Raw genomic sequence first — 26,048 nt, forward strand, 5'->3', positions numbered from 1 at the left:
TGCGGTGGTGTTCAGATCCCGCGCAAGGCGCTTGCCGCCTTGCGCGGGGGAAGGGCGATCAAGCGTTTGCGAGCTCGGTGACAACCTGCCCGGCGTGCATGCGCACCAGTTGATCGGCGACGTCGAAATAACGGTCGTCGTGAGAAATCACGATGATGGTCTTGCCCAGGCGTTTGAGGTCCGGCAGCAGTTCGGTATAGAAAATCCGCCGGAAGGTCGGGTCCTGGTCGGCGGCCCATTCGTCGAACACCAGCACCGGACGCTCCTCCAGCCACGCATTGACCAGCGCCAGGCGCTTGCGCTGTCCGGTGGACAAATCGGTGGTGCTGAACTGGCCGCCGTTGACGCTGACCTTATGGGCGATTTCCAGTCGTTCGAGGTATTGGTTGGCGTCCTCGGGAATCTGCTGATCGCCTTGCACCACGTCATCGAACAGGTAGTAGTCGGCAAACACCGTGGTGAACAGTTGGCGATAGTCGTCGCGATTGACCGCGTCAACGGCCACCCCGTTCACCCGGATTTCGCCCTGCTGCGGGGTGTAGAGCCCCAGCAGCAGTTTGATCAGCGTGGTCTTGCCGCAACCGTTTTCACCGACGATGAACACGATGTCGCCCTGTTTGACCTGCAGGTTCACCGGCCCCAACCGGAACGGCGTGCTGCCCTCGACGGCAGGGAAGCGGTAACTGACGTTCATCAGTTCAAGCGCATGCAGCGTCTGTGGCGTGCTGCCCTGATCGCTCAGCAGCAGATGCGGTTCGGGGGTGGAAAACTGTTCGGAGAGTTCGGCGATGCGCCGGAAAGCGATCTTCGCCCGGCTGACAATCGGCAAGGTGCTGATCAAATGCTCCAGTGGGCCTTTCATGTACAGCAACACCAGGACGAAGCCGCTCATCACTGTTTTGTCGGCGCTGGGCCAGAGGGTTTGCAGGGCCAGGGCCAAGCCGATGACCACGAAAAACAGCATCGAGCCGAAGGTCTTGGCAATCACGAAGGTGTTGATCGAACGCACCTGGGTGTTGCAGATGAACTCGGCAGTTGCCTTGATGCCCGAGACGAACATGCGCTGGCGACGGGGCCGATGGATGCGCAACTCCTTGGCACCTCCGGCGATTGCGTTGTAATGCTTTTGCAGTTCGTCTTCGGCTTCGCGCGCGGCCATGAAGCCCTGGATGCCACGGCTTTGCGCGAAGGCCTGGATGGCAATGCCGATCAGCACCGCTGCGGCCATGATCAGAAACATCGGCCACGACAACATGGCCAGATAGCCCATGCAACCCAGGGTCACGGTGACGGAAATCGCCAGCGGCGCGAAGGCGAAGGCGAAGTCGCTGATGGTGTCGACGTCATGGGTCAGCACCGGAATCAACCGATGGCTGCGGTAGCGTTCGATTTGCTCGATGGGCGCCGACAGGACTTTTTCGCCGAGCTGTTTGCGCAGTCGGGCAATGATGTGCTGACCCACGTAATTGGTGCCGATGTCCGAGCAGATCGAACTCAGCAGCGCCAGCACGCACAACCCGGCGAACAGCGCGACCACGCCTTGGGTCAGGCCGTTGTCGGAATGCAGGGCGTTGTTGATGGTGGCCAGCAGCACCGTCACGCTCAGGCCGCCGACCATGCCGAGCAGGATCGACCCGGCGACGATGAACCGAAAGGGTTTCAACAGGGCGAACAATTCAGCGATTGCGCCACGGGTAGGCTGGGTCATGAGCGGACAGTTCCTTGGGTCGTAAAGGCAGATACCCAGTAGAACGTCTGGTCGCAGGCTTAATTTAGAAGGCCGCCGACTGGCGGCCCGGCAGGCAGGGGATCAGTGCTTAAAGGTCACGCACGACCCGAAAGCCAATCCAGTCGCCGCGCTCTTTCGGGTACTGACTGTTGCGGTTGCCCGAACGGGAGAACACCGGCGCCTCGCCCCAGTCGTTGCCGCGAATCCGCACCGCTTCACAGTCGGGTTTCAGCCAGGCGCTGCCATCGGTGGGGGCGTCGACGTAGTCCGGGTGTTCGCAATCGGCCACCCACTCGTAGACGTTGCCGTGCATGTCGTACAGGCCAAAGGCGTTGGCCGGGTAGCTGCCGACCGGCGAACTGAAACTGTAACCGTCGGCCGGGCCGTAGGTGTTGGCGTGTTGGGCGATGCTGTAGCCCTTGCCTTCATCAAACGGGAAGGGGAACGGACCTTTGGAGCCGGCCCGTGCCGCGTATTCGCGCTGCGCTTCGCTGACCATGTGGTAGTTCTGGCCGGTTTTTTTCGACAGCCACGCGACGTAGTTTTTGACGTCGTCGAAATCCATGCACACCGCCGGCTGGCGTGGGGTCTGTGGGTAACGCGGTTTGCTGGCGATGCATTCACGGCCGGGACGTTCGTCGCCGTTGGCGATGATCACGCCGCTGTCCTTGACGTAAATGTCCCATTCGCCGGCGGTGATCTGAAAGCGGCTCATGGCGAAAGGCTTGGCGAAGGTGACGTCGTGCATCGGGCCTTCATCGGGCTCGCGACCGACTTCATCCTCCGGTGTTCCCATGGTGAAGGTGCCGGCCGGCAGCACGACCATTTCCGGGCAGTGCTTGCAGTCCTTGAACACCTTGCCCGGCTGCGCCGCTTCGGCGGCCAGTGGCAGCAGGCTGGTCAGGGCTAATACGAGGAGCGGCTTGAGCAGGGGGGCAGTGAGCCTGTCAGGGTTCATGAGTCATCTCGATCCAAGGAAAGGGGCTGGCGGCAGGCTCAAGTGTTCTTGTTGAGCAAGGTCATGAAGCGTTCGATTTCTGCCTCGTTGTTGAGCAGGCCGGGCGCGGTGCGGATCACCGGGCCGACGTCACGGTCGACCGCATCGCAGACCACGCGGTTTTCCATGAGGCGAGCGGCAATCGGGTCGCAGTCCTGGCCCTTGACCCGGAAGAAGCTGAAGCCGGCCGACATCTCGGCGCTGCGCGGTGTCACCAGTTCAATTTGCGGATGCTCCAGCAAACGGCTTTTCAGCTCGCTGTTGAGTTGATGGATGCGCGCTTGAACGTCGTGCTTGCCCAACTCCAGGTGCAACTTGAAGGCTTCATCCAGCGCCCAGCGATGTTCGAAGGCGTGATAGCCGCCGCTGGTCATGATGGTCGAGAAGGTTGTGGCTTCAGAGAACGTTGGAAGCGTCGGCGTGAGGTCCTTGAGCTCGGCGGAACGGGCGCAGATGATCCCGGTGCCCCGCGGGCCGAACATCCATTTGTGGGTGCCGGCAATAAAGAAGTCGCAGTGCATGTCAGGGAAGTCGAGGGCTTCGACGCCGAAACCGTGCACGCCATCGACCACGTAGAAGATTCGGTCCTGGTCGTCGCGCTGACGGTTGAACTCTTCCAGCAGCTTGCCGATTTCACCAATCGGCAGCTTCACGCCGCTGCCCGAATGCACCCAGGTCATGCCCAGCACTCGGGTTTCAGGGCGAATGCCGGCCTTGATCGAACTGAGCACTTCATCGACGGAAACTGCTTGGCTGTTTTCGAACAGCTTGAGCTTGCGCACGCGCGTGCCGTCCTTGCGCTGGCGGAACTCCAGCACGCTATTGGTCGAGTAGTGTTCGTGTTCGCTGGTGAGGATTTCCTGATCCGGGCGCACATGAATTCCACCGTAGATCACCGCCAGGCCTTCGGTGGTACTGCCGGTGAGGGCGATTTGCTCGGGTTTGGCTTGCAGGTAGTGGCCGGCCCAGACGCGAACTTCCTGCTCGCGTTTTTCGGTTTCGCCCAGGTCCCAGTCCATCGCGCGTCCGGGGTTGCGATCGAGGTTGGCGCGGTGCCTCTCGATGGCGTCGCGCACCGGTTTGGGGTGCGAGGTCACCAGGAAATTGGCGAAGTGCAGGTAGTCAGGATCTTGCGTGAACAACTGACGCAACTGCTGCCACTGGTCTTTGGGTTGCGGGCTGAATGCCGTGGCGACAGCCGCATGGGGCAGGGCGGCGCTCAGCGGCAGGCCGGCGGCGAGGATGCCGGCCTGTTTGAGGAATGAACGGCGATTGGTCATGAGCTCATTTCACTTGGTGAAGAAGGCGGGTCAGCGGCTGGCAACAGGCTTGGCGGCCTGTTGCACCTGGCCCCAGACCCGCAGGAAATTACCGCCCCAGAGCTTGGCGATATCGGCCTCGCTGTAGCCGCGCGAGATCAGCTCCGCGGTCACGTTGCGGCCTTCGCTGACGTCCTTCCAGCCGTGCAGGCCGCCGCCGTCATTGAAGTCGGAACTGATGCCGACGTGATCGATGCCGATCTTCTTCACCGCGTAATCAATCGCGTCGCCATAGTCCTTGAGGGTCGCCTTGGGCTCTTCTTCGACGATGGCGTAGAGCGCGCTGGCGTACTCGCCGAAGCGCTGTTCGGACCAGACGGTGATCACCGGGTCACCGGGCATCAGCGCCATTTCAAGGTTGGCCAAGGGTTGCAGGTCGAAGCGCGCCCGCAGCGCATTGAGTTTGTCGCGGCTGGCCTGGCTCAGCGGGCGGATGTAAGTCGGGAAGCCAACGATCTGTACCACACCGCCGCTGTTCTTGATCAGTTGCATTTCCTGGTCGCTGAGGTTGCGAGGGATATCCACCAGCGCCCGTGGCGCCGAGTGCGAGGCGACTATCGGCGTGCGGCTCAACTGGCTGACTTGCTGCAAAGCTTTGGTTGACATCTGCGAGACGTCGATGATCACCCCGAGGTCGTTGAGCCGCTGCACGGCCTGCTTGCCGATGTCCGACAGGCCGCCGAGGGCATCCGGCGAATCATTGAAAAACGGCAGTGGCCGCGACGAGTCGGCCCAGGCGTTGTTGCCGACATAACTGAAACCGAACATCCGCATGCCACGGGCGGCCCACAGATCCAGCTGGTGCAGGTCGTTGCCCAGCGGGTAGGCGTTGAGCATGCTGATGAAGATCGCAAACTTGCCTTCGCCGTGCAGTCGGCGGAAATCTTCGGGGGTGTAGGCAATTGCCACCTGATGGGGGAAATCGCGCACCAGGGTGCTGATGATCTTGTAGCGGATTTCCTGCTCGTTACGCGCTTCTTCGACAAAACCAGCGGTGGGGCGGTGCGGGGCATTGGCGCCATTCCAGATCTCTGGCCAGCCAAAGATTGTCAGCGCCGCGCCAGACAAGCGCCCGCGCCGGGCCTTGACCAGATCGAACTGCCCGCCGCCGTCCTTGTCGGCTTCATTGCCGGCGCTGCCAAAATCCAGCGGAATAGTGACGTGGCTGTCGAACGAGAGGATCCGCTCGTGCAATTCGTCGGCCTGTTTCAGCACCTTGACCGGGTAGCCGGGGTTGTCCTTGAACCCGTAATCCCAAGCCAGAAAAGCCGCACCAGCGGTCACGGCCAAGGCCAGGGGAAGGCCGATGAACAGGGCTTTTTTCGAACGTGGTTTTGTCATTGCCATCTCAGTCAGGTTCGCCGTCGAAGAGCGTTGCTATCTGGGAAGAACGAGTAACTGTCGGAGGAATTTAGGCGAATGTGCTGGCCTCTTCGCGAGCAGGCTCGCTCCCACCTTTGATCTCCGGGATCCACAAAATAGTGTGTTCACCGCAAATTCCCTGTGGGAGCGAGCCTGCTCGCGAAACTTTTAAATTTGTGCCGGCAACACTCGTCCTAGCTTGGATAAAGCCTGCTTCATGGCTGACACAGGTAGGGCAATGACGATTTCTCGACGAGGGTTCCTGGCAGGTTTGGCATTGACCGGCGCGGCGGTGCCTGCGGCGTTTTACGGGCATCGCGAATTCACCAGAAAGGATGAGACGATCACCCCGGGCGAAGCCTCGTTCGACGTCGCCGATCAGGCCGGTCAACGGCTGGCGGACACGCTGCGCGGTGTCTGGGAGATTCGTTTCGAAGGCACCCATGCCGGCCTCGAAGGCTTGCCGCTCACCGGGCTTGAAGTGTTTCTCGACGTCGCCCCGCGTGGCCGGGGCTTGCGCGGCTACCTCGACACCGCCGAACGCCTGCGCAGTGACAGTCCGGCGCGTTACCGGGTGCTCGGTGACCTGGCCAATGCCGAACCCCATGCCTTGCGCTGGCGCTTGATCGGTCACCCATCGGCTGATGGGGCCCCGGACTACGAATGTAGCCTGACCCTCGACGAAGTCTGGGGCGCGTTCGGCAATGCCGGCAGTGGCAGCCTCAGCGGGCGGATCCTGCGGCTGGACCGGGCGCTCGGGTTACCCGAACAGGACAACCGCTTCATCGCGGTCAAGCGCGTATTCCCCGAAGCCCGCGAGCGCATCGGCTTGCACCCGACCTTGCTGGCGTGGCTGATTTCCCCCGAGCACCGCTTGTTCCACCAGCTCTGGCATGCCTCGCGAGACAAATGGCACACCTTGTCTGAAGACAAGCGCAACGCCTTGCGCGGCATCGGCTGGCAACCTGGCCCACGGGATCAGGAGCGCGATGCCCGTGGGCCGCGCAAGGACCGCAATGGTTCGGGTATCGATTTTTTCTTCATGCACCGGCACATGCTCGGCACTGCGCGTTCAATGCAGGATTTGCCGTCATGGTCGAGCTTCCCGATGCCGCAGCCGGAGCTGGAACGCGACCGCCAGGGTTTTGCCCTCTACTACGATAACCACGACGGCTTTGCCTTGCCGCCGACCTGGCAGGCCGAAGACGATCACGAGTATTCGCAATGGGTCAGCGATATCAAGACCGCCGAGACCTATCACAGCAATTTCCAGGTCTGGGAGTCGCAATACCGCGACCCGCGTTACCTGTCGAAGCTGACCCTCGGCCAGTTCGGTTCGCAAGTCGAACTCGGTCTGCACGACTGGCTGCACATGCGCTGGGCCTCGGTGCCGCGTGACCCGTCCAACGGCGCGCCAGTACCGTTCGCCCGCGATCCGGCGGACTTCTCGGCGCGCTGGTATGCCGCCGAAAACGACTTTCTGGGTGACCCGTTTTCGTCCCATGTCAGCCCGATTTTCTGGCACTTCCACGGCTGGATCGATGATCGCCTCGAAGACTGGTTCCGAGCCCATGAACGTTTCCACCCCGGCGAACTGACCCGCCTGGAAGTCAACGGCGTACCGTGGTTCACGCCTGGGCGTTGGGTTGAAGCGGCTGATCCTTGGCTCGGTCCGATCACCCATGGTTGCAGCACCATCCCGGGGTTGCAGATCGGCAAGTCGGTGGAAATGGACCCGGAAACCATGAAGCTGGCGCTGCGCATTACTTTCAGCGACGACGAAAAGAAACTCGCCGACCTGTTCCGCAAAGTGCCGAGACGACCGTGGTATGCCCGGCATTTGAAGCCCAAAGAGGCGGTGACTGCAAGTCACTGATCGTTCCCCGTAGCAAGCTGGCGAACGCGTTTCTGTGGCGAGGGGGCTTGCCCCCGTTCGGTTGCGCAGCAGCCGCAAACCCGGTGAACGCGGTGTGCCTGACGAAACCCGATTGCAGGTTGTGGGGCCTGCTTCGCAGCCCAACGGGGGCAAGCCCCCTCGCCACAGGTTGGGTGTTCATCTCCTACCCAAGGCGTAGGAGCCACAGAAGTTTCCGACATGGTTTTCAGGTTGCCGGTGGGAAGGGGCGTGACTAGTCTTCGGTGGTCGCTGCCCATTCAGCGACCGGGCTTGGAAACCCGATGAGTAAACGGCGCATACATCAACGGAGCGTCATCATGCACAAAATCACCCCCGATTCCCCAGAAGCCTCAAGCACTTCCCCCTACGCCTCCACCGACTCCAGAAAACTCCACGACGCCGCCGAGCGAGCACTGGATCACCACCTCAAACCACCGTTCGACAAGGGCAATCTGCCCGACAAGCGTCCCTCCAACATCTTCGCGGTGATCCCCGATCTGGATAACGAAACCCTGCTGGCCCACTCCTCGGAAACCCTCGCGTCGTTGAATGTGCTGGCCAGCGATCTGGCGTTCGAGCTGGAAGGCACGCGCCGGCATGTGGCGTTGGCGATTCAGCAGATGGTTTCGTTGGGGGAATTGTTGGTGAATCGGGCACTGGATCATTACGATCAGCCGGAATAGCAGTAACACTGCACTACTGTGGGAGCGAGCTTGCTCGCGATGGCGGCATCACATTCAACATCTCAGTTGACTGTCAGTCCGCTATCGCGAGCAAGCGCGCTCCCACATTGGAACTTTGTTGATTCAAACCACGCGATCACTGGGTCACAACACCCGCCACCCCCCACCCAACGCCTTGTACAACGCAATGCTGGCCTGCACCCGCGACAGCCGCAGTTGCACATTCAGATCCTGGGCGGCATACAGCGTGCGTTGGGTGTCGAGCACCGTCAGCAAATCCTCGGCACCCGCCTGGTAGCGGCGTTGGGCGAGGTTGAAGGCGATGTGCGCCTGGTTCAGTTCTTCACTTTGCCACTGCCGTTGCTGGTCCAGGCCACGGATGCTGGTCAGGGCTTTTTCGACATCGGCGAAGCCATTGATGATGGCGCCGCGATAGGTTTCCAGCAGCTCTTGCCGACGAGCCGTGGCGCGGTCGCGTTCGGCACTAAGGCGACCGTTGTTGAAAATGGGCGCGACCAATCCGGCAGTCAGGTTGTAGAAGGGGCTGCGCATGATCTCGCTAAAAGTGTCGGCCCCCGAGCCGAGTTCGGCGCTCAACGTCACGGTCGGCAACATCGCCGCACGGGCAACCGTGACGTCAGCCTGAGCAGCGGCGAGTTGCGCTTCGGCACGGGCGATGTCCGGGCGGCGGCTGAGCAGGTCGCTGGGCAGGCCGGCGCCGATGCTCGGCCAGTTCAACTGATCGAAGCGCTGCACGCTTGGCGGCAACTCTTGCACCGGGAGGCCGAGGAGGGCGGCAAGACTGATGCGCGCTTCTTCTGCTTGCTGCTGAACCAACAGCAATTGGCGCTGTTGGGCGGCCACCAGGCTTTTTTGCTGGGCCAGCTCCAATGCGGTCGCAGAACCCGAGTCGAATCGGGTCTGCACCAGTTTCAACACGCTTTCGGCGTTGGCCAGGTTCAGTTCGGCAATCGTACTTTGTTCGCGCAGCGACAGGCTTTGCGCGTAGCTGTTGGCAACGCTGCTCAAGAGCGTCAATTCGACCGTGGCCTGATCGAACTCGCTGGCGCGCACGCCTTGCAGGGCGCTGTCGTGGGCCGCACGTTTGCCGCCCCAGAAGTCGATTTCATAACTGGCGCTGAGGTTGGCGTCGAAGTAATCCACGGCGTTGTTGTTGCTGTCGGCGTCGAGCTGGCTGTAGCCACTGCCGCGCAGCAGTTTCTGGCGATTGGCGTTCATCGAGGCTTTCACTTCCGGCAACAGCGGACCGCCTGCGATCACCGCCGAGGCTTGAGCCTGACGTACTCGCGCGACGGCGGCGGCCAGGTCGAAGCTGCCGATACGTGCCTGTTCGATCAGGCTATCGAGTTCGGAGCTGCCAAAGGTTGTCCACCAGTGCTGGCGGCTGTGCGCGGCGCTGCTGGTGTACGGCGATTGCCAGGTGCTCGGCGGCGTGATGCCGCTCTCCGGGCGTTGGGCCGGACTGCCGCAGGCGCTGAGCAACAGGCAGACGGACAACAGGTTCAAAGACGGCTTCATAGGTCGATCATTCACTGGTGAGGGCCGTGACCGGGTCGAGCCGGGCAGCTTTGCGGGCCGGCATGAAGCCGAAAATCACCCCGGTCATCAGGGCGCAGCCAAAGGCCCCGAGCACCGCGAGCAAGGAGAACGCCACGGCGACTTCGCTGAGCACCAGCACTCCGCCAATCAACAACGCCAGGGCGATGCCGGCGATACCACCAACCACCGAGAGCATCAGCGCTTCGGTGAGGAACTGGCGCAGGATGTCGCGCTGCCGGGCGCCGGTGGCCATGCGAATGCCGATCTCGCGGGTGCGTTCGCGCACGGTCATCAGCATGATGTTCATCACGCCGATACCACCCACCAGCAACGAAATCGCGGCAATCGAGCCAAGCATCAGCGACAGGGTGTTTTGCGTGCGCGCTTCGGCCTGAATCATCGCGGCGTTGTTGGTCAGCTCGTAGTCGTGCTTGCCGTTGTGCAGTTTGCGCATCAACTGGTCGATGGCCTGTTCGGTGTCCTTGACCTTGCGTGCGTCGGCCGCAGCGATCACCACGTATTCGGGATTGTGGCTGCCGAACAACCGGACGCTGGCGGCCGAGTAGGGCACGGCGATGCGGTCGTCGCTGTCCTGGTTGCCGCTGCTGGAGCCTTTTTCGGCGAGCACGCCGACCACTTGGAACGGCACGTTTTCGATCAGGATGTACTGACCGATCGGCTCGGCGACATCCTTGAGCAACTTGTCCCGAACCTTTTTGCCGATCACCGCCACAGCGGCGGCGTTGTCTTCGTCGGCCTGGGTGAAGTAACTGCCCTGGAGCACCGGCCAGTTGAAAATCGTCGGGAAGTTGGTGTCGTTGCCGCCCACGTAGCTGCTGTGGTCGACATTGCCAAAACGCACCCCGGCTTCCGCGCCGTTGACCGCCATGATGCGTTTGACCTGGGGCAGCGCCGAGAGGGCGGCGACGTCACTGAGGCTGACGATGCCCATGGGCGTGCGCGGGTTGGGCGAGTAGCCGCTGAGGTAAATGATGTTGGAGCCGAAGGCGCCCATTTGCGCCATGACCTGGCGTTTGCTGCCTTCGCCCACCGCCAGCATCACCACCACCGAGGCCACACCGATGATGATTCCGAGCAAGGTCAGGGCGGTGCGAAAGCGGTTGATCCACATCACCCGCCAGGCGGCATGCACCGCGTCGACCAGTTCGCCTTTCCAGGCGCCGGAGGCTTCGCTGCCTTCGCTCAGGCGCTGGCGCAGGTCGACCGCTTGCAAGGCACCGGGGTTGGCCGAGTGTTGGGCGTCGGGGGTGTCGGTTGCGCTGTCACTGATGATCAGCCCGTCGCGGATCTCGATGATGCGCTTGGCGCGGGCCGCCACTTCGCGGTCGTGGGTGATCAGAATCACCACGTGACCCTGGCTTGCCAGCTCGTCGAGCAGGCTCATAACCTCGGCGCCGCTGTGGCTGTCGAGGGCGCCGGTCGGTTCGTCGGCGAGAATGATGTGACCGCCGTTCATCAAGGCTCGGGCAATCGACACCCGTTGCTGTTGGCCGCCGGACAACTGATGCGGACGGTTGCCAGTGCGCTCGGCCAGCCCCAGCCGCTCCAGCAGGGCAGCCGCGCGGGCGTGGCGCTCGGCCGCCGGGGTGCCGGCGTAGATGGCCGGCATTTCGACGTTCTCTTGGGCCGAGCCCGACGCAATCAGGTGATAACCCTGGAACACAAAACCGAAGGCTTCACGGCGTAGCCAGGCCAGTTCGTCGCTGTCCAGTTGGGCGACGTTCTCGCCGGCAAAGCGGTACTCGCCCGACGTCGGACGGTCGAGGCAGCCGAGGATGTTCATCAGCGTCGACTTGCCGGAGCCGGACGCGCCGACAATCGCCACGAACTCGCCGGCGTGGATCGACAGGTCAATGCCGCGCAGCACGTGAACTTCAGGCGCGTCGCCACCGCCGTAGGATTTGCGGAGGTTGTTGAGGTCGATCAGCGGTGTGTGCATTCAGCCTCCGCTGCCATCAGCCGGGCCGATCAACAGGTGATCGCCCTCATGCAATCCGTCGAGGATCTGTACCCGCAGCCGATCGCTGATGCCGGTGCTGACCACGCGGGGCTGGATCTGGCCATTTTCAGCGACGACTCGCGCCGTTTGGCGGTCGGTTTGTGGGCCGGTTTGCAGCGCCGAGATCGGTGCGGTGAGCACGTTTTTCGCTGTGCTGGCGACAAAAAATACCTGGGTGGTCATTTCCGCCATCAACGCGTTGTCGCTGTTGTCGACGTCCAGCAACACGGTGTAGAGCACCACCCGGCCACTGCCGCTTTTGCTGCTGCTCGACGGGCTGCCACTGCCGCCGCCCTGAGCGGTTTGATCCAGCGGTTTGGGCGGCACCGGGAGGATCTGCCGAACCGAGCTTTGCCAGCGCCGCGCACCGCCGGCGAGAGTGGTGAAGTAGGCGTTCATGCCGGGTTTGACGTGGCCGATGTCGGCTTCCGAGACCTCCGCCCAGACGGTCATCGGTGACAGTTTGGCGATCCGCAGTATCAGCGGGGTTTGCTGTTGCGCGTTGAGGGTCTGGCCGGCGCGTGCGTCCAGCGCGACCACGGTGCCGGACATCGGCGCATAAATCCGGGTGTAACCGAGTTCGGCCTGATCGCTGCGCAAACTGGCTTCGGCCTGGCGGATTTGCGCCTGGAACATCTGGATGCGCGCCTCGGTGGCGCGTAATTCGGCGTGCGCAGTTTGCACGTCTTCTTCGCGGGTGGCGCCGCCTGCGGCAAGGTGTTGCTGGCGCTGGTATTTCTGCCGCGCCAGATCGTTTTGTGCGCGTTGCTCCTGAAGCTGGGCCTTGAGGTTGTCGATGGAAAACCGTCCGGCGTCCAGTTTGGCGTTTTGCGTCGAGGGGTCGATCTCCACCAGCAACTGGCCTTCCTTGACCACGTCGCCGACCTCGACATGAATCTTCTGGATCTGCCCCGAGGCCTGGGCGCCGACGTCGACGTAGCGTCGCGGTTGCAGGGTGCCGAGGGCGGTGACGCTGCTTTCGATGTCGCCACGGCTGACCTGGACCGTAGCGAACTTGTCCCGGCCAGGCGGGATGACCTGCCAGGCGGCCACGGCAATGAGGGGGATCAGACACAGTGCTACAAGCAGGGCGCGTCGGGACTGTCGGGGACGTTTCATGCAGGGTTCCGGCCAATGGAAGTCGGCCCGTCGTTCCGGGAACGGATAAATCCGGACCACCGTTGAACGCTGCCGGGGGGCCGACAGACACGGGGAGCTGTCCGTTAAACGAGGCCAGGGCGCAGGAATTTAAGCGTCGACACAAAGGTTTACAGCTGTCACTCGGCATTATTTGCAGGGCCGGGAATGCAACGCTTTAAATCTATATGAGAATTACTATAAATTACGTAGCTTCAAAACTGCCATTACCGTGCCGCCATCGTGGTTGACGGCGCCGGTAAGGTTCAAGGACAGGAACCGCCCTCGAAGCGGTCGGGAGTCATGTTGGAAAACTACTATCGCGAGCTGGTGTGTTTCATCAACGCCAGGCTGGGCAACCGTCAGGTGGCCGAAGATGTGGTGCATGACGCTTATGTGCGGGTACTGGAGCGCGCCAGCGATACCCCCATCGAGCAACCCCGCGCGTTCCTTTATCGCACCGCGCTGAACCTGGTGATCGACGGCCATCGGCGCAACGTCTCGCGTCAGGCCGAGTCGCTGGAGGTGCTCGACAGTGAAGAGCGCTACTTCACGCCATCGCCACAGACCAGCTTCGATCACGCGCAGCGCCTGGAACTGTTGCAACAGGCGCTGGCAGAGCTGGCGCCGCTGTGTCGCGAGAGCTTCTTGCTGCGCAAGCTTGAAGGCCTGTCGCACGCCGAGATCGCCGAGCGCCTGGGGATTTCCCGCAGCCTGGTGGAAAAGCACATCGTCAACGCCATGAAGCATTGCCGTGTGCGCATGCGCCAATGGGATGCCCATTGAGCCGTTGTATCTAAATTTTTTTTCATTGTCCTCGTTCCTACTCAACAGACGATCTGCTGTCCTGCCTTAGGCCAGCCAGGTCACACGGCTTACATCTCCCGGCTGCTCCGGGGGTTATCCAGAGGACACTGGAAATGACAAAGGCAAGTGCATCGCCCATCGTTCACGACCTGATTGGCGTCGGTTTCGGCCCGTCGAACCTGGCATTGGCCATTGCTCTGCAAGAGCGAGGGCAGAAGCAGGGCGAGCTGGACGTGCTGTTTCTCGACAAGCAGGCCGATTACCGCTGGCACGGCAATACCCTGGTGACTCAAAGCGAATTGCAGATTTCGTTCCTCAAGGATCTGGTGACGCTGCGCAACCCGACCAGCCGGTATTCGTTCGTCAATTACCTCAAGGCCCACGGCCGTCTGGTGGACTTCATCAACCTGGGCACCTTTTATCCGTGCCGCATGGAGTACAACGACTACCTGCGCTGGGTTGCCGGGCAATTCCCCGAGCAGAGCCGCTATGGCGAGGAAGTGCTGGCCATCGAGCCGGTGCTGCACAATCAGCAGGTCGAAGCGCTGCGGGTGATTTCCCGCGATAGCCAGGGCGACGAATTCGTCCGTACTACCCGTTCAGTGGTGGTCAGCGCTGGCGGTACGCCGCGGATTCCCGAGGCCTTCAAGGCACTCAAGGACGATGGCCGGGTGTTCCACCATTCGCAGTATCTGGAGCGTGTGGCGAAGCAGCCGTGTATCAACGGCCAGCCGATGAGCATTGCGATCATCGGCGGTGGGCAGAGTGCGGCGGAAGCCTTTATCGATTTGAACGACAGCTTCCCGTCGGTGCAGGTCGACATGATCCTGCGCGGCTCGGCGCTGAAGCCGGCGGATGACAGCCCGTTCGTTAACGAGGTGTTCTCGCCGGAGTTCACCGACCTGGTGTTCCAGCAAGTCAGCAGCGAGCGCGAGCGGCTGGTCAACGAGTACCACAACACCAACTATTCGGTGGTCGATATCGACTTGATCGAACGCATCTACGGGATTTTCTATCGGCAGAAGGTTTCCGGGATCGCCCGTCACACCTTCCGCACGCTGACGACTGTGGAAAAAGCCAGCGCAACCGAGCTGGGTGTCGAGTTGGTATTGCGTAACAACGCCACGGGTGAGTTGAGTGTTCGGCGTTACGACGCGGTGGTGTTGGCCACCGGTTACGAGCGTCAGCTGCACCGCAAGCTGCTGGCACCGCTGGAAGCGTACCTGGGGGATTTCGAGGTTGATCGCCATTACCGGCTGATCACCGATGAGCGCTGTAAGGTCGGCATTTATATGCAGGGCTTTTGTCAGGCCAGCCACGGGTTGAGCGACACCTTACTGTCGGTGCTGCCGATTCGTGCCGATGAGATTGCCGGTTCTTTGTACGAGCATGGCAAGCCGCGGGGTAACAGCCGTTCGGTGCTGGATTTGTTGTTCGCGGCGGCTAGCTGAGAGCGTTGGTGCCTGTAAGTCCGTCATCGCGAGCAAGCTCGCTCCCACATTGAATCATCGTCATGCACACATTCCGTGTTCACTGAAGATCAAATGTGGGACGGGCCGGGCGACGTTCGTTTGCTCGCGATAGGGCCCTCAAGAACGACACAAATGCGACAACCTGAACCCTTCCTGAAGAACTTCCGATTTCATCCAGTCGAAATTGTTTCAAGGTTTACTCTCCTGAACGTGCGGCGTAAGCTGCGCGCGTTTTCATCAATAGCGGAGACCCACGTGGGTACTTGTTCGAGTGACAGTAGTCGGCCGGTTACGGTAACCGGCATATTCTCGGCAAGATAACGCGCAGTTTCCTGTGCTGTTGTCTCGCCGCAAAGCGAGCAGCGGCATCCCGATTGTGGCCAGTCCTGGCCCGAGTCCCGACGTCCTCTCAACGACACTGAACAGCGTGTGATGCCGACCTTTGCGTCGTCATTGCAGCTTATCGACGCGCCTGTCTTTTTGACGGGCGGGCCGGATCCGCTTTGCCCGTTTGATGGCAAGGCGTGAGGTCGGCCGTACCTGCTCGTGGGTTTCCCGGCTGATCCTTGGGGGAACCGCCATGAAACTCACTCTGTTGAAAGAGTTCTTCGCAGGCTTTCTGCGGACCCGACACTTCGCCCGGCACTTCCGCCGACTGGCGCTGCTGGAAAGCTTCACCGACACGCCGGTCAACCGTGAGGTGCCGCCCACCCTGGCGCAAACCCTGGTGGCCGCCGCCAACAGCGACACCGGCAGTCTGCTGGAAAAACTCGGCAGCCACAGCGACGGCCTGAGCGACAGCGAGGCCGAGGCGCAGCGGGAGCAGTTCGGCCTCAACGAAGTCGAGCACGAGCAGCCATTGCCGTGGTGGACGCACCTGTGGCACTGCTACAAAAACCCGTTCAACCTGCTGTTGACCTTGCTGGCCGTGATCTCGTGGCTGACTGACGACCTGAAGGCCGCCACGGTGATTTTCTCGATGGTGGTGCTTTCGACCCTATTGCGCTTCTGGCAGGAGGCCAAGTCGAACAAGGCCGCCGATGCGCTCAAGGCGATGGTGAGTAACACCGCGACCGTGATGCGCCGTGACTTCAGCGCTGAGCCGGCGACCGTGTTTGGCAAACTCTATGGCGCGGCGGCCCGGGTCAAAGGTGCGCAGCGCATTGAACTGCCGATCAACCAACTGGTGCCGGGCGACCTGATCGTGCTCTCGGCCGGCGACATGATTCCCGCCGATTGCCGGGTGCTCAGTGCCAAGGACCTGTTCGTCAGCCAGGCGGCGATGACCGGTGAATCGATGCCGGTGGAAAAATTCCCGCGCCAGCAGGACAACGACACCAGTAACCCGCTGGACCTCGACAACATTCTGTTCATGGGCACCAACGTGGTGTCGGGCGCGGCCACTGCGGTGATTCTGACCACTGGCAACAACACCTATTTTGGTGCGCTGGCGCAACGTGTCGGCGCCACCGATCGCGTACCGACCTCATTTCAGACCGGCGTCAACAAAGTCAGCTGGTTGCTGATCCGTTTCATGTTCGTGATGGCGCCGCTGGTGCTGTTCATCAACGGTTTCACCAAGGGTGACTGGATGCAGGCGCTGCTGTTCGCGCTGTCCATCGCCGTCGGCCTGACGCCGGAAATGCTGCCGATGATCGTCACCTCGACCCTGGCCAAGGGCGCGGTGTTCCTGTCGCGCAAAAAAGTCATCGTCAAACGCCTTGATGCGATCCAGAACTTCGGCGCGATGGACGTGCTCTGTACCGACAAGACCGGCACCCTGACCCAGGACAAGATCTTCCTGGCGCGGCATGTCGACGTTTGGGGTAAAGAGTCCGAAGACGTCCTGGAAATGGCGTACCTGAACAGCTACTACCAGACCGGGCTGAAAAACCTGCTGGACGTGGCGGTGCTCGAACACGTTGAAATACAGCGTGAACTGAACGTCGGCAGCGCCTTTCGCAAGGTCGATGAAATCCCGTTCGACTTCAATCGCCGACGCATGTCGGTGGTGGTGGCCGAGCAGAACAAGCCCCATCTGTTGATCTGCAAAGGCGCGGTGGAAGAAGTGTTGGCAGTGTGCAAGCGCGTGCGTCACGGCGAGGCCGAGGAAGCGCTGACCGATGAACTGCTGGCACGGATTCGTCAGGTCACGGCCGAGCTCAACGAAGAAGGTTTGCGCGTTGTGGCGGTGGCCGCGCGGTCAATGCCGGCCGGGCGCGACACTTACAGTCTGGGTGATGAACAGGAACTGACGCTGATCGGTTACGTGGCCTTCCTCGATCCGCCGAAAGAAAGCACCGCACCTGCGCTCAAGGCCCTGGCTGCCCACGGTGTGGCAGTCAAGGTGTTGACCGGCGACAACGAGCTGGTAACCGCAAAAATCTGCCGCGAAGTTGGGCTGGAGCAACAAGGCCTGCTGATGGGCAATGACATTGAACGCATGAGCGACGCCGAGTTGGCGCTGGCGGTAGATACTACCAATGTCTTCGCCAAACTGACGCCGACACACAAGGAACGCATCGTTCGCCTGCTCAAGGCCAATGGGCACGTGGTCGGTTTCATGGGCGACGGCATCAACGACGCGCCAGCGCTGCGTACCGCCGACATCGGCATTTCGGTGGACAGCGCGGTGGACATCGCCAAGGAAGCGGCCGATATCATCCTGTTGGAAAAGAGCCTGATGGTGCTGGAGGAGGGCGTGCTGGAAGGCCGTCGGACCTTCGCCAACATGCTCAAGTACATCAAAATGACCGCCAGCTCGAACTTCGGCAACGTGTTCTCGGTGTTGGTGGCCAGTGCGTTTATCCCGTTCCTGCCGATGCTGCCGATGCACCTGCTGGTGCAGAACCTGCTGTATGACATTTCGCAGATCGCCATCCCGTTCGATAACGTCGATGACGAGATGCTGAAAAAACCACAACGCTGGCAGCCGGCCGATGTCGGACGCTTCATGATCTTCTTTGGCCCGATCAGTTCGGTGTTCGACCTGCTGACGTTCGCCTTGATGTGGTATGTGTTCGATGCCAACACCCCGGACCATCAAACCCTGTTCCAGTCGGGCTGGTTCGTGGTCGGGTTGCTGACCCAGACGCTGATCGTGCACATGATCCGCACGCCGAAAATTCCGTTCCTGCAAAGCCGTGCGGCCACGCCGTTGCTGGTGATGACCGGGATCATCATGACCGTAGGGATCTTCCTGCCGATGGGGCCGCTGGCGCATTACTTCAAACTGCAGGCGTTGCCATCACTGTACTTTGTGTTCCTGCCGCTGATCTTGCTGGCGTACATGGCACTGACCCAAGCGGTGAAAGGCTTCTACATTCGCCGGTTTGGCTGGCAATAAGCCGCCAGCCTCGCAGCCTGCGGCAGCTTCTACGGTGTGGTTCAAAAAAACTGAACCACAACACCGAAGGCTGCGATCTTTTCAAGACCAACGCATGTCCTTGACCCGGTTCATATTTTTTAATCTGCGCGAACGGTTGTAACTTCGTCTCAGATAGGTACAATGGCGCGGCTCGCCGTCAGGTGAGCGTCGTTATGGTGACCCCATCGGTCCCCCCGCAACGATTACCCGTGAACCTGGTCAGATCCGGAAGGAAGCAGCCACAGCGGGAACATTGTGTGCCGGGGTGTGGCTGGTGGGGTCGCCACCTTAACGTCAGGCCTTCATTCGCAAGGCTTGTATATTCTCAGAAAAATCCAGAATTTTTATCGCATTGATCTTTCCTGATCGATGCCTTGCTTCGTCAAAAATAACCTCGCCGTCATTCCGAAAGAGCAAATACCCGCAAGCGATGCCCGTCAGGATCGAGCGCCACGAAGGTGTAGCCGAAATCCAGTTCAATCGGCTCTTGGGCGATGCGCAGCCCCTGTGCGGTCCATGCGGCGTACAGCGTGTCGACCGTCTGTTCGTCGGCCACCGAGAATCCCAGTTCGCCGCCACCGCCCGCCGCTTCGGCCGCAGGTTCCACGGTGTGCTTGGACCACAGCCCAAGCTTTAGCCCTGAATCGAGAATGAACAGCGCGAAGGTCGGTTGTAGTTCAACTGGTGGTTTGTCGAGCAGGCGGCTGTAGAAGTTGGCGCTGGTGGCGGGGCTGTCGACGTACAGCAGCAGGTAGTGTTGGGCGTTCATGGCGACTCCGATGTCGTTGGCATTGATGGCTCAAGCCTAGACGGTCGGGCTGTCAGTTTCTGTCAGTAGTCGATAACAAAAGAGCAGGTATGCGTATCGACTTGATACACATACCTGCTCTTTTTTGTTTCTGGCTCTAAGGCTTGGACAAGGCCTGGTCTACCGCCGCGATCAGCTTTCCCAGATCCTTCGGGGTGGCTTTGTGTATGACACCGAACAAATACGCTCGCTGTTCGTCTTCGTCGCCAAGATCGGCAAAAAACGCTTTGAGCTTCACTCCCAGCACATCGGCAAGCATGAACAGGGCTTCCACGCTGGGGGTATAGGTGCCGGTTTCGAAGCGGCTGATGGTTTTGGGGTCAAAACCGGTTCTTTCACCGAGTTCAGCCTGAGTAAGCCCCGCCACCTTGCGATAGCGTCTTATGGCTGGACCCAAACTTGAAATTTGCATCGCTCAATTCCCATTTAGAATCAAGAACTTAACGATAGATTTTTGCATTAGACAACTGCATGATCCATCACCTTGCTTTGCAAAATGTGATGTATTTCGTAGAATCCCCGTTTCGTACAGGCATTTGGTGACCTGGCTTCATAAGTCCAGGCAATGTGAGACGGCCAGCATTGTGTTACCTCGCAGGGTGTGCGGAGGCGCTGCTGGCGACGCGAAATGCCGTTTCAATATTACCAGAGTCAGCGTTTCTGACATGTTTGTACGAGGCCTCTGAGCCTAGTTGATCTTCGTCTGTTCGGGGGCCATCAAATGCTGTTCATGGAGTTTTAACGTGCATCTGAATTTGCCGGCCCGCTCTATTGCAAGGATGTTGCCCAGGCAGCATCACGCGCTGCGACCCTCTGCGCAGTGCCGCATCCTTCAAAACATCTCTTCCGGGCGTTGTGCGCTGGTCGAGCGGTACAACCGCTAGCCACAGTGAGCCGGACTCATGGATGAGAAGTACCGAAGGGCCGTAGATGCAGCCGCCATTTTCTCCGAGACAGACCTGGCGGGGCGCATTACTTACGTCAACGATTTGTTTTGCGCAGTGTCTGGCCACAGCCGCGAGGAGTTGCTGGGGGTTAACCACCGCATCCTCAACTCGGGTCTGCATCCAGACGATTTCTTCACCACGATGTGGCGCACCGTTGCTTTGGGCAAAGTCTGGAAAGGCGAAATCTGCAACCGTGCCAAGGACGGTAGCCTGTACTGGATCGACAGCACCATGGTACCGATGCTGGATGAGTCGACCGGACGGGTCCATCGGTATCTGTCGATTTGCTTCGATATCAGTGAAAAGCGGCAGTTGCTGCACTCACTGCAATGGCGGGTCGGCCATGATGTCCTGACCGGGCTGCCCAATCGGGCGTATCTCTCCGATTTGCTCGAGCAGGCCCTGGATTATTCCCGCATCGAGAAGGTGCCGTTGGCGGTCTGCATGCTCGACCTCGACGGCTTCAAGGCGGTCAATGACGGCTATGGTCACGCCAGCGGCGACTTGTTGTTGGTTGAAGTAGCCAAGCGGCTACGCACCATCGTTCGAGGCGAAGATGTGGTGGCGCGGCTGGCCGGGGACGAGTTCGTGCTGATCTTGCGGTTTGTGCGCGATATGCCGGAATTGCGCGCGGCGCTGCATCGTGTGCTGGGGGCGATCTCTGCGCCGTATTCGATTCTGGGCAAGGACATCAATGTGTTTGCCAGCATCGGCGTCACGCTGTTCCCGGATGACAGCGAAGATGCGGAAACCCTGCTGCGCCACGCCGATCAGGCGATGTACGTGGCAAAGCAGAGCGGGCGTAACCGTTTTCACCTGTTTGATGTGGTGCGCGACCAAGAGGTCAAGGCCACTCACCAGACGGTTGCGCGGGTGCGTCAGGCCTTGCTCAACGATGAGCTGCGCCTGCATTTTCAGCCCAAGGTCAATATGCGCTGCGGTGCGGTGGTTGGTTTCGAGGCGTTGCTGCGCTGGGAGCACCCGCAGGATGGCCTGGTGCCGCCCAGGGAGTTTCTGCCGTTTGTCGAGGAGACGGACCTGATCGTCGATATTGGCGAGTGGGTGATGGAGCAGGTTCTGGCGCAGTTGTCGCGATGGCAAAAGAACGGTCAACGCTGGCCGGTCAGCGTCAACATCGCTGCCCGGCATTTTCAGCGGGCGGACTTTTTTGATCGGCTCAAGACCGTGCTTGCACGGCACGCCTGGGTCGCGCCCCAGTTGCTTGACCTGGAGATTGTCGAGTCGGTGGCGATCGAGAATATTCAGCACGTCAGCACCTGCCTGCAGGCCTGTCAGGCGCTGGGTGTGAGGTTCTCTCTGGGGGATTTTGGCACGGGTTATTCGTCTCTGAGCTATCTCAAGCGCCTGCACACGCAAACCATCAAGATCGATAAGTCATTTGTGCGCGACATACTGCATGATCGCGATGATCTGGCGTTGACCACCGCGGTGATCGGTCTTGCCCGGGCGTTTGGGCGAGAGGTGATCGCCGAGGGCCTGGAAAGCATCGAGCATGGCGAGTTGCTGTTGCGCCTGGGCTGCGAGGTGGCGCAGGGCTATTTCATTGCGCGGCCGATGCCGGCCAGCGAGGTGCCGGGCTGGGTCGAGGCCTTCGTCGCTCCGACCCGGTGGCAGGCACTGGACCAGGCGGTCTGAGGCTTATTGATCGGCCAGGGTCGGTTCGTTGGTTCCGGTGTAGAGCCTGATGATGTCGTCAATTTCCCCGGACATTTTCATCTTGAGCAGCGTTCGCAGAATCAACTGGACCGGTAGTTTTGGGTCGTTACGCACGTAGCAACCGACGTTTTGTTCCTGCAACACCGCGACTGCCCGTAATGGCCGGTCAGGCATCAGTTGCAGGTTGAACCTGTCCAGGGCCCATTGATTGCTGACGGCGTAGTGATTACGGCCGGCCGCCAGCTTTTTCAGCACGTGTTCCTGGTTGTGTGCGTCGTCGCGCTTGAGTTGGCCGCGATCAAAGAGTGGTTGCAGGGTTGGGTAGCTGTAGCCGAGTACGGTGCCGATTGGCTGCACAGAAAGGCTGGCGGGGACGACCGGGGCAGGCGCGCTTTGTGTACTGACCAGCAGGTCGCGCTGAAACCACAGCGGAACGCTCCAGAGATAGTCTGCGGACTGATTCGGCAACCAGGATTGCGCCGCGTAGCAGCGGATGTCGATTTCCCCGTGCTCCATGGCGCTTTGCACGCGTGCGCGGGCCAGCACGTGAAACTCGGCCGGCCGGCCCAGTTGTGTGGCCAGGCTGAGCATCACGTCGTACAGAATGCCCTGAGTCGGTTGGTTTTGCTCGATTTGCACCATGGGCATCGCCCAGCTGTCGGTGATTGCAAAGCGCAAGGGTGCAGGCGCGCTGGTAGCGCTGACGCTGATCAACAACAAAGCCCCCAAGGCTGAACGCATAAACTCTCCAGCAAAAAAACCGCCAGGAGCCGATTAAAACGCCCCCAAAGACCAGCTTAGCCAGATTAGCCGAGCACACCGGATGCAATTTTGGCCTTGCTCCGCTAGCATTACCCGCTTCCGCTTCCCAGTTGCGACGGTTTTCGATGAGTTATCAGGTTCTTGCACGTAAATGGCGTCCGCGCTCGTTCCGCGAAATGGTCGGCCAGACCCATGTGCTCAAGGCTCTGATCAATGCCTTGGACAGCCAGCGGCTGCACCACGCCTATCTTTTTACCGGTACCCGCGGTGTGGGCAAGACCACCATCGCGCGGATCATTGCCAAATGTCTGAACTGTGAGACAGGTATCACGTCGACGCCATGTGGCGAGTGCTCGGTGTGCCGCGAAATCGATGAAGGGCGCTTTGTCGACCTGATCGAGATCGACGCCGCGAGCCGGACCAAGGTCGAGGACACCCGTGAGCTGCTCGATAACGTGCAGTACGCGCCGAGCCGCGGGCGCTTCAAGGTCTACCTGATCGACGAAGTGCACATGCTCTCCAGCCATTCCTTCAATGCGCTGTTGAAAACCCTCGAAGAGCCGCCGCCCTACGTCAAGTTCATCCTGGCGACCACCGATCCGCAGAAACTTCCTGCAACGATTCTGTCGCGGTGCCTGCAGTTTTCTCTGAAAAACATGACGCCGGAGCGTGTGGTCGAGCATTTGACCCACGTGCTGAGTGTCGAGAATGTGCCGTTCGAAGACGATGCGCTGTGGCTGTTGGGTCGTGCTGCCGACGGTTCGATGCGCGATGCCATGAGCCTCACCGACCAGGCCATCGCCTTCGGTGAAGGCAAGGTCATGGCGGCTGACGTGCGGGCGATGCTCGGCACGCTCGATCACGGTCAGGTCTACGATGTCCTGCACGCGCTGCTCGATGGCGACGCCAAGGCATTGCTCGAAGCGGTGCGGCATCTGGCCGAGCAGGGGCCGGACTGGAATGGCGTGCTGTCGGAAATTCTTAACGTGCTGCACCGCGTCGCGATTGCCCAGGCCTTGCCTGAAGGTGTCGATAACGGTCATGGCGACCGCGATCGGGTGTTGGCGCTGGCTCAGGCCTTGCCGGCCGAAGACGTGCAGTTCTATTACCAGATGGGCTTGATTGGCCGCCGCGATTTGCCACTGGCGCCGGACCCGCGTGGTGGGTTCGAAATGGTCTTGCTGCGAATGCTTGCGTTCCGCCCGGCAGACACTGCAGACGCGCCGAGGCAGCCGCTAAAGCCAGTGGGGATCAGCCAGGCCACAGTTGATTCCGCAAACTCCGTGGCTGGCGCACCGCGTGTTGCGCCGGTAATCGCACCCGCTCCCGCTGTCGCTGCACCTGTCGCTGCGGCGCCGGTTCAGCCGGTTGCCGAGGTGGTTGCACCCGCACCGGCGCCTGCTGCTCCGGTGGTTGTGCCTGCGCCAGTGGTCGAGGTGGTGGCCGAGCCTGTGGCCATCGTCGAAGAAGTCGTCGACTTGCCCTGGAACGATCCGGTAGAGCCTGAGATCGTCCAGCAACCGGCTGTCGAGCCGGTGCTGGAGACGACTGCCGAGCAGCCTGACCTGACGCCAATGCCGACGCCGACTCCGGACAGCGTTGTACCCGATGCGCCGGAATGGGCGGCAGCGCCGATTCCCGAGCCGTCGGTGGCTGACATCGACGCCGCCACGCCGGGAATGGACCTGGATGACGAGCCGCCGCTGGACGAGGACTACATCGAGCCGGACATGGATTCGGCCTATAGTTACCTCGACGAGCTGGCCAGTGAGCACGCCGCAGAACCTGCGCCGGCCCCCGAACCTGAACCGGCTGCGATGCCGGCCACAGGGTTGGCATTGCAATGGCTGGAGCTGTTCGCGAAATTGCCGATTTCCGGCATGACCGGCAGCATCGCCGCCAACTGCACGCTGATCGCCGTCGATGGCGACCACTGGTTGCTGCACCTGGACCCGGCCCACAGCGCGCTGTTCAACGCGACTCAACAACGCCGGCTGAACGATGCGCTGAACCAGTATCACCAGCGCACCCTGACGGTGAGCATCGAGCTGATCAAGCCTGAGCAGGAAACCCCGGCCCAGGCGGCTTCGCGTCGACGTGCCGACCGCCAGCGCGAGGCTGAGGACTCGATCCACGGTGATCCGTTCATCCAGCAAATGATGCAACAGTTCGGCGCGGTGATCCGTAACGATACTATTGAACCTGTCGAGGCTCTGGTCAGCCAGGGCTAATAACTGAAGGTGTTCGGCCCGCTGGGCCGGGCGCTGTTTTGATCCAAGTACTTTTGAGGTGATTCCCATGATGAAAGGTGGCATGGCCGGCCTGATGAAGCAGGCGCAGCAGATGCAGGAAAAAATGGCCAAGATGCAGGAAGAACTGGCCAACGCCGAAGTCACCGGTAAAGCCGGTGGCGATATGGTCACCGTGGTGATGACCGGTCGTCACGACGTCAAGCGCGTGACTATCGATCCAAGCCTGGTGGAAGGCCTGAGCGAAGACGACAAGGAGATGCTGGAGGCCGTGTTCGCCGCCGCCGTCAACGACGCCGTCCGCAAGATCGAAGCCAACAGCCAGGACAAAATGTCCGGCATGACCGCAGGCATGCAACTGCCGCCGGGCATGAAACTGCCATTCTGATTCGCTGACGCGTCGGATGGTCTACAAAAATGCCAGGCACTCAAGCCTGGCATTTTTGTTTCTGTGACACACTGATCGTTCCCACGCAGGGCCAGGAACTGCCCCGTGGATGAGTATTTGACGCTGGCCAGAGGCGCGGGTATAAACCGCGTCTCGTTGATATGTCGGACGTTTCCCCCATGAGCTTCAGCCCTTTGATTCGCCAACTGATCGACGCCTTGCGAACCCTGCCCGGTGTCGGTCAGAAAACCGCCCAGCGCATGGCGCTGCAACTGCTCGAGCGTGATCGCAGCGGTGGCTCGCGGCTGGCGCTGGCCTTGAGTCAGGCCATGGAAGGGGTCGGCCATTGCCGACTGTGCCGCACACTGACCGAAGACGATCTGTGCCCGCAATGCGCGGACCCTCGCCGCGACGACACCTTACTGTGCGTGGTCGAAGGGCCGATGGATGTCTATGCCGTGGAGCAGACCGGGTTTCGCGGTCGCTACTTCGTGCTCAAGGGGCATTTGTCGCCACTCGACGGTCTGGGGCCGGAAGCTATCGGCATTCCGCAATTGCTGGCGCGGATCGAAGAGGCGGGGACGTTCACTGAAGTCATCCTGGCCACCAACCCGACGGTTGAAGGTGAAGCGACAGCGCACTACATCGCCCAGTTGCTCAGCAATAAAGGCCTGATCGCCTCGCGCATTGCCCATGGCGTGCCGTTGGGGGGCGAGCTTGAACTGGTGGATGGCGGGACATTGGCTCATTCGTTCGCCGGGCGTAAGCCGATCGTTCTGTAGCGCGTGAACTGACGTCATCGCGAGCAGGCTCGCTCCCACCTTGGACCGCATTCGCTAGGACAATTCGGTCAACTGTGGGAGCGAG

19 protein-coding genes and 1 other RNA gene are annotated in these 26,048 nt (G+C 60.8%); 10 read left to right on the plus strand and 10 right to left on the minus strand.

The window, feature by feature from the left end:
* Nucleotides 1-58: 58 nt before the first annotated feature.
* The 4 genes from BK658_RS24765 to pvdM all read right to left on the minus strand — a co-directional run bounded on the left by BK658_RS24765 (nucleotide 59) and on the right by pvdM (nucleotide 5,386).
* The gene (locus BK658_RS24765) at nucleotides 59-1,708 is read right to left on the minus strand and encodes a cyclic peptide export ABC transporter (protein WP_123584596.1); all 1,650 of its coding nucleotides are present in this window, start codon (nucleotides 1,706-1,708) and stop codon (nucleotides 59-61) included.
* 109 nt (nucleotides 1,709-1,817) lie between these two features.
* Nucleotides 1,818-2,687, minus strand: a complete 870-nt coding sequence (pvdO, locus tag BK658_RS24770) for a dihydropyoverdine dehydrogenase (protein WP_123584597.1) — start codon at nucleotides 2,685-2,687, stop codon at nucleotides 1,818-1,820.
* A 38-nt stretch (nucleotides 2,688-2,725) separates the two neighbouring features.
* A complete protein-coding gene (gene pvdN / locus BK658_RS24775) occupies nucleotides 2,726-4,006 on the minus strand; it encodes a pyoverdine-tailoring periplasmic protein PvdN (RefSeq protein WP_123584598.1) in 1,281 nt (426 codons plus the stop codon).
* Between the two features lie 30 nt (nucleotides 4,007-4,036).
* Entirely contained in the window at nucleotides 4,037-5,386 is a 1,350-nt protein-coding gene (pvdM, locus tag BK658_RS24780; protein WP_123584599.1) for a pyoverdine-tailoring dipeptidase-like protein PvdM, read from the minus strand.
* 259 nt (nucleotides 5,387-5,645) lie between these two features.
* On the opposite strand from pvdM, the gene pvdP reads away from it, so the two are divergent.
* Nucleotides 5,646-7,283, plus strand: a complete 1,638-nt coding sequence (gene pvdP / locus BK658_RS24785; RefSeq protein WP_123584600.1) for a pyoverdine maturation tyrosinase PvdP — start codon at nucleotides 5,646-5,648, stop codon at nucleotides 7,281-7,283.
* A gap of 338 nt (nucleotides 7,284-7,621) precedes the next feature.
* Nucleotides 7,622-7,987 carry a DUF6124 family protein gene (locus BK658_RS24790; protein WP_123584601.1) on the plus strand — a complete coding sequence of 122 codons (366 nt, stop codon included), beginning with the start codon at nucleotides 7,622-7,624 and terminating at the stop codon, nucleotides 7,985-7,987.
* Between the two features lie 144 nt (nucleotides 7,988-8,131).
* Here BK658_RS24790 and BK658_RS24795 read toward each other — a convergent pair whose 3' ends face one another.
* The 3 genes from BK658_RS24795 to BK658_RS24805 are packed head-to-tail and all read right to left on the minus strand — an operon-like array spanning nucleotide 8,132 to nucleotide 12,686.
* Nucleotides 8,132-9,526 carry an efflux transporter outer membrane subunit gene (locus tag BK658_RS24795; protein WP_123584602.1) on the minus strand — a complete coding sequence of 465 codons (1,395 nt, stop codon included), beginning with the start codon at nucleotides 9,524-9,526 and terminating at the stop codon, nucleotides 8,132-8,134.
* Between the two features lie 7 nt (nucleotides 9,527-9,533).
* Nucleotides 9,534-11,507, minus strand: a complete 1,974-nt coding sequence (locus BK658_RS24800) for a MacB family efflux pump subunit (RefSeq protein ID WP_123584603.1) — start codon at nucleotides 11,505-11,507, stop codon at nucleotides 9,534-9,536.
* Complete coding sequence (locus tag BK658_RS24805; RefSeq protein ID WP_123584604.1) at nucleotides 11,508-12,686, minus strand: efflux RND transporter periplasmic adaptor subunit; 1,179 nt, start codon at nucleotides 12,684-12,686, stop codon at nucleotides 11,508-11,510.
* A 261-nt stretch (nucleotides 12,687-12,947) separates the two neighbouring features.
* Here BK658_RS24805 and BK658_RS24810 point away from each other — a divergent pair, with 261 nt between their 5' ends.
* The 4 genes from BK658_RS24810 (at nucleotide 12,948) to ffs (ending at nucleotide 18,630) form a co-directional block, all read left to right on the plus strand.
* Nucleotides 12,948-13,490, plus strand: coding sequence for a sigma-70 family RNA polymerase sigma factor (locus BK658_RS24810; RefSeq protein ID WP_259740133.1), 543 nt, complete (start codon nucleotides 12,948-12,950; stop codon nucleotides 13,488-13,490).
* A gap of 134 nt (nucleotides 13,491-13,624) precedes the next feature.
* Entirely contained in the window at nucleotides 13,625-14,962 is a 1,338-nt protein-coding gene (locus BK658_RS24815) for a lysine N(6)-hydroxylase/L-ornithine N(5)-oxygenase family protein (RefSeq protein ID WP_123584606.1), read from the plus strand.
* Nucleotides 14,963-15,563: 601 nt separating this feature from the next.
* Nucleotides 15,564-18,329, plus strand: coding sequence for a magnesium-translocating P-type ATPase (gene mgtA / locus BK658_RS24820; RefSeq protein ID WP_123584607.1), 2,766 nt, complete (start codon nucleotides 15,564-15,566; stop codon nucleotides 18,327-18,329).
* Nucleotides 18,330-18,533: 204 nt separating this feature from the next.
* Nucleotides 18,534-18,630: signal recognition particle sRNA small type (gene ffs / locus BK658_RS24825), an RNA gene on the plus strand.
* 120 nt (nucleotides 18,631-18,750) lie between these two features.
* Here the strand turns inward: ffs and BK658_RS24830 are convergent.
* Both BK658_RS24830 and BK658_RS24835 read right to left on the minus strand, forming a co-directional pair.
* Complete coding sequence (locus tag BK658_RS24830; protein WP_123584608.1) at nucleotides 18,751-19,119, minus strand: VOC family protein; 369 nt, start codon at nucleotides 19,117-19,119, stop codon at nucleotides 18,751-18,753.
* 136 nt (nucleotides 19,120-19,255) lie between these two features.
* Nucleotides 19,256-19,570, minus strand: a complete 315-nt coding sequence (locus BK658_RS24835; protein ID WP_071550993.1) for a helix-turn-helix domain-containing protein — start codon at nucleotides 19,568-19,570, stop codon at nucleotides 19,256-19,258.
* A 490-nt stretch (nucleotides 19,571-20,060) separates the two neighbouring features.
* Between BK658_RS24835 and BK658_RS24840 the strand changes: the two genes are divergently transcribed.
* Entirely contained in the window at nucleotides 20,061-21,761 is a 1,701-nt protein-coding gene (locus tag BK658_RS24840; RefSeq protein ID WP_123584609.1) for a putative bifunctional diguanylate cyclase/phosphodiesterase, read from the plus strand.
* Between the two features lie 3 nt (nucleotides 21,762-21,764).
* Here the strand turns inward: BK658_RS24840 and BK658_RS24845 are convergent, their stop codons facing one another.
* Nucleotides 21,765-22,523 (minus strand): substrate-binding periplasmic protein, encoded by a 759-nt coding sequence (locus BK658_RS24845; protein ID WP_123584610.1) that lies wholly within the window; start codon nucleotides 22,521-22,523, stop codon nucleotides 21,765-21,767.
* 146 nt (nucleotides 22,524-22,669) lie between these two features.
* On the opposite strand from BK658_RS24845, the gene dnaX reads away from it, so the two are divergent.
* The 3 genes from dnaX (at nucleotide 22,670) to recR (ending at nucleotide 25,963) form a co-directional block, all read left to right on the plus strand.
* Nucleotides 22,670-24,775: a DNA polymerase III subunit gamma/tau gene (dnaX, locus tag BK658_RS24850; RefSeq protein ID WP_123584611.1), complete on the plus strand. Its 2,106-nt coding sequence runs from the start codon at nucleotides 22,670-22,672 to the stop codon at nucleotides 24,773-24,775.
* Nucleotides 24,776-24,842: 67 nt separating this feature from the next.
* A complete protein-coding gene (locus tag BK658_RS24855; RefSeq protein ID WP_008028561.1) occupies nucleotides 24,843-25,181 on the plus strand; it encodes a YbaB/EbfC family nucleoid-associated protein in 339 nt (112 codons plus the stop codon).
* A 179-nt stretch (nucleotides 25,182-25,360) separates the two neighbouring features.
* The gene (gene recR / locus BK658_RS24860) at nucleotides 25,361-25,963 is read left to right on the plus strand and encodes a recombination mediator RecR (protein WP_054593221.1); all 603 of its coding nucleotides are present in this window, start codon (nucleotides 25,361-25,363) and stop codon (nucleotides 25,961-25,963) included.
* The last annotated feature ends 85 nt before the right edge of the window (nucleotides 25,964-26,048 follow it).

Origin of the sequence: Pseudomonas brassicacearum (assembly GCF_003732175.1) — a bacterium.
Lineage (GTDB): Bacteria > Pseudomonadota > Gammaproteobacteria > Pseudomonadales > Pseudomonadaceae > Aquipseudomonas > Aquipseudomonas brassicacearum_G.

Bases quoted from the DNA above. Each gene is read 5' to 3' on its own strand.
- BK658_RS24765 (WP_123584596.1), bottom strand. From the start codon at position 1,708: ATGACCCAGCCTACCCGTGGCGCAATCGCTGAATTGTTCGCCCTGTTG.
- pvdO (WP_123584597.1), bottom strand. From the start codon at position 2,687: ATGAACCCTGACAGGCTCACTGCCCCCCTGCTCAAGCCGCTCCTCGTA.
- pvdN (WP_123584598.1), bottom strand. From the start codon at position 4,006: ATGACCAATCGCCGTTCATTCCTCAAACAGGCCGGCATCCTCGCCGCC.
- pvdM (WP_123584599.1), bottom strand. From the start codon at position 5,386: ATGACAAAACCACGTTCGAAAAAAGCCCTGTTCATCGGCCTTCCCCTG.
- pvdP (WP_123584600.1), top strand. From the start codon at position 5,646: ATGACGATTTCTCGACGAGGGTTCCTGGCAGGTTTGGCATTGACCGGC.
- BK658_RS24790 (WP_123584601.1), top strand. From the start codon at position 7,622: ATGCACAAAATCACCCCCGATTCCCCAGAAGCCTCAAGCACTTCCCCC.
- BK658_RS24795 (WP_123584602.1), bottom strand. From the start codon at position 9,526: ATGAAGCCGTCTTTGAACCTGTTGTCCGTCTGCCTGTTGCTCAGCGCC.
- BK658_RS24800 (WP_123584603.1), bottom strand. From the start codon at position 11,507: ATGCACACACCGCTGATCGACCTCAACAACCTCCGCAAATCCTACGGC.
- BK658_RS24805 (WP_123584604.1), bottom strand. From the start codon at position 12,686: ATGAAACGTCCCCGACAGTCCCGACGCGCCCTGCTTGTAGCACTGTGT.
- BK658_RS24815 (WP_123584606.1), top strand. From the start codon at position 13,625: ATGACAAAGGCAAGTGCATCGCCCATCGTTCACGACCTGATTGGCGTC.
- mgtA (WP_123584607.1), top strand. From the start codon at position 15,564: ATGAAACTCACTCTGTTGAAAGAGTTCTTCGCAGGCTTTCTGCGGACC.
- BK658_RS24830 (WP_123584608.1), bottom strand. From the start codon at position 19,119: ATGAACGCCCAACACTACCTGCTGCTGTACGTCGACAGCCCCGCCACC.
- BK658_RS24835 (WP_071550993.1), bottom strand. From the start codon at position 19,570: ATGCAAATTTCAAGTTTGGGTCCAGCCATAAGACGCTATCGCAAGGTG.
- BK658_RS24840 (WP_123584609.1), top strand. From the start codon at position 20,061: ATGGATGAGAAGTACCGAAGGGCCGTAGATGCAGCCGCCATTTTCTCC.
- BK658_RS24845 (WP_123584610.1), bottom strand. From the start codon at position 22,523: ATGCGTTCAGCCTTGGGGGCTTTGTTGTTGATCAGCGTCAGCGCTACC.
- dnaX (WP_123584611.1), top strand. From the start codon at position 22,670: ATGAGTTATCAGGTTCTTGCACGTAAATGGCGTCCGCGCTCGTTCCGC.
- BK658_RS24855 (WP_008028561.1), top strand. From the start codon at position 24,843: ATGATGAAAGGTGGCATGGCCGGCCTGATGAAGCAGGCGCAGCAGATG.
- recR (WP_054593221.1), top strand. From the start codon at position 25,361: ATGAGCTTCAGCCCTTTGATTCGCCAACTGATCGACGCCTTGCGAACC.